This is a genomic window from Microvirga massiliensis (assembly GCF_001006805.1).
Taxonomy (GTDB): Bacteria; Pseudomonadota; Alphaproteobacteria; order Rhizobiales; family Beijerinckiaceae; genus Microvirga; species Microvirga massiliensis.
Genome location: NZ_LN811363.1, coordinates 41,852 through 43,982, shown reverse-complemented (window position 1 = coordinate 43,982; position 2,131 = coordinate 41,852). Strand labels below are relative to the sequence as shown.

The window sequence follows — 2,131 nt, the reverse complement described above, 5'->3', positions numbered from 1 at the left end:
GAGCTTGGGCTCGACCTACCCGATGTGGAGATTGCCTTCCTGGAGGCGGATCGGGCCGTCAGCGACGTCGCGCGGGAACTCCTCGCCGAAGGCCGGAACCCGAGAGGCTACGCCTTCGAGATCGTGAACGCCGCTGGGGACCTCGTTCTGGACCTGCCCTTCTCTGAGACGCTCGACCGCCTGACGGGTCGACGCGTCGCCGGCTTGCCCAGAACTGCAAGGATCGCCGTCGCGCGGGCCGAGCGGATGATGTGCCTCACCTCCGAGGTGGCCGAGCAGGCGAGGATCGCCGCGGAGAACCTCCGGCGGGCACAGGACCTGTTGAGGAGCCTCGGCCCAGGGGACCGCGCTCGCAGGTGATCCTGAGGAACTGCCCGGGTCTCACCCTCTGGCCGATCCGGGTTGCGACCGGTTCCGCCGGGATGCCTGTCCTCGTTCGCGAGATACTGCCCCAGGCGGCACTGGCGCAGTTCCCAGACGAGGATTGAGGCTGCTCCACAGCAGCCTGGGGCCGTAAACCTGCGTGAATGCCCGGCCGGGTGGTAGGGCGTATGATGGGCCATGCTCGGCAACACCGACCGAACCGCGGCCCGCGCGCGCTCGGAGTGCTGTCTGCACGAAAGGTGGTTTAGCCCCTGGCCTGATCAAGGCAGGGGCGGTCCTCCACTGGATCGCGATGCGGTTCGCTGCGGCTCTCTCGAATTGCACCCAATCCTTGCCGGGCAGGGAGGCGGAACGATGCCGGCTTTTGAGATGCTCTTCCTGAAATCCGTCACCAACGACGTCGGCCTGAACCGGGAGATCCGGCAGCGCGCCATTGAGGTTGAAGCCCAGGACGCCGCTCAGGCCATCCTGACCGGACAGCGCCTTTTCTGTTCCCTTGAACGCATTGCGGATTGGTCACTGCGGGCCGATCGCTTTGAGCTGGCGCTGAAAGGCTCGGCCCGGACTCCTCTCCGCTCTCTGTCCAATCCGGGTGAAAGCGCGAGGGCTGGCCTTTTACGTGGATCAGGCCCCTCTCGCCACCCGAGCCGACGCGGTTCGCTGCAAGGCTGAGCATCTGCGGGAGGAGGCTCGCACGCAGGCTTTGCGACTGACGCGGCCTCATGCCCCGGCGTAGTCCTCCGGCACCGGCCATGCGGTGTCGCACATGATCTGCTCCGCCCTCTCGATTGCCTCCCGGGCGGCGGCGAGAGCCACACGCGGGTGAAAACAGTCGGTGAACACGCCACAGGCGTTGATGTGGCTGGCAAAGCCCGTGAGGGCATTGAAGGCCTTCAGGACTTCCTCCTGCACTTGCTCTGTCGCGGTCACGGCAGCGGCAATCTTCTGGGGTGATCCCATCACGGCTCTCCTCTGCGTCCCATGCTGTCTCTGTCCGAAGCAGACCTGTCCCCCTGCGCCGGCTGCCCGATGCGGCTCTGCGGCTTCCCGGCCTATGCTGCGTCCGGCCGAAGGACCGTTCGGTCCTAGCTTCCTGGCCTAGCTTGCTGGATGCCGCTGGAACAGACGCCGTTACGGGCCATTCTCGTCGCCTTTCTGGTCGAGCATCGGTCCTCGATGATGCCGCTGGCGTTGAAGCCGGATACACCAGAAAGGCCCCGCTTGGGGCGGGGCCTCTGGTCGGCGCGGGAGCCGCTGGGCTCGGTCGAGGGTGATCAGGCCTGCCATGACGCGCCGAGTGATCAGTTGAAGATAAGGCTGCGATGGCCAGCCTGTCAGTGTCACGCCGCACAAAGAGAAAGCTGTTGGGCGGCTTCGGCCCAAAGTAGACGTTCGCGTCTCCACCTCCGGCCATTGCCAACATACTACGTGAGTTTGGCCCAGGTTCGGGATTCATCGTCGAGACGGAAGACTACGGCGGCACAATGGCTACTTCCCCTATCTCGGACGCCCTCCGGTCTCATGTTGATGGACCGCTTTGGGTCGAGGCCGTGTGAAAACGCGATCGCTTGACGGGCTTTGGAAAGGTTGATGTGCGTGAGCTGTTCGAACGCGGGCTCTGGCTATAGTTCGATCAGGCCACGATCGCGGTCAACAGCGGCTTAACGCCGAAGATCTTGATCATGCGCTTCAGGTTGTAGGCCAGCACCTGCAAGCTCATCTCGGTTCTGACCTTCGCCAGGGTTTT

3 protein-coding genes are annotated in these 2,131 nt (G+C 64.5%); 2 read left to right on the top strand and 1 reads right to left on the bottom strand.

Features of this window, described 5'->3' with window-relative positions; translation table 11 throughout:
• The coding region (locus tag BN1233_RS43635; RefSeq protein WP_425311762.1) for a DUF6894 family protein at positions 1 to 360 on the top strand (360 nt) is incomplete at its 5' end.
• 378 nt (positions 361 to 738) lie between these two features.
• Positions 739 to 1,056, top strand: coding sequence for a hypothetical protein (locus BN1233_RS32545; protein ID WP_046867823.1), 318 nt, complete (start codon positions 739 to 741; stop codon positions 1,054 to 1,056).
• 48 nt (positions 1,057 to 1,104) lie between these two features.
• Here BN1233_RS32545 and BN1233_RS32540 read toward each other — a convergent pair whose 3' ends face one another.
• Complete coding sequence (locus tag BN1233_RS32540; protein WP_046867822.1) at positions 1,105 to 1,344, bottom strand: hypothetical protein; 240 nt, start codon at positions 1,342 to 1,344, stop codon at positions 1,105 to 1,107.
• Positions 1,345 to 2,131 lie beyond the last annotated feature (787 nt).

Excerpts from the sequence above, each read along its gene's own strand:
- BN1233_RS32545 (WP_046867823.1), top strand. The coding sequence starts at position 739 with ATGCCGGCTTTTGAGATGCTCTTCCTGAAATCCGTCACCAACGACGTC.
- BN1233_RS32540 (WP_046867822.1), bottom strand. The coding sequence starts at position 1,344 with ATGGGATCACCCCAGAAGATTGCCGCTGCCGTGACCGCGACAGAGCAA.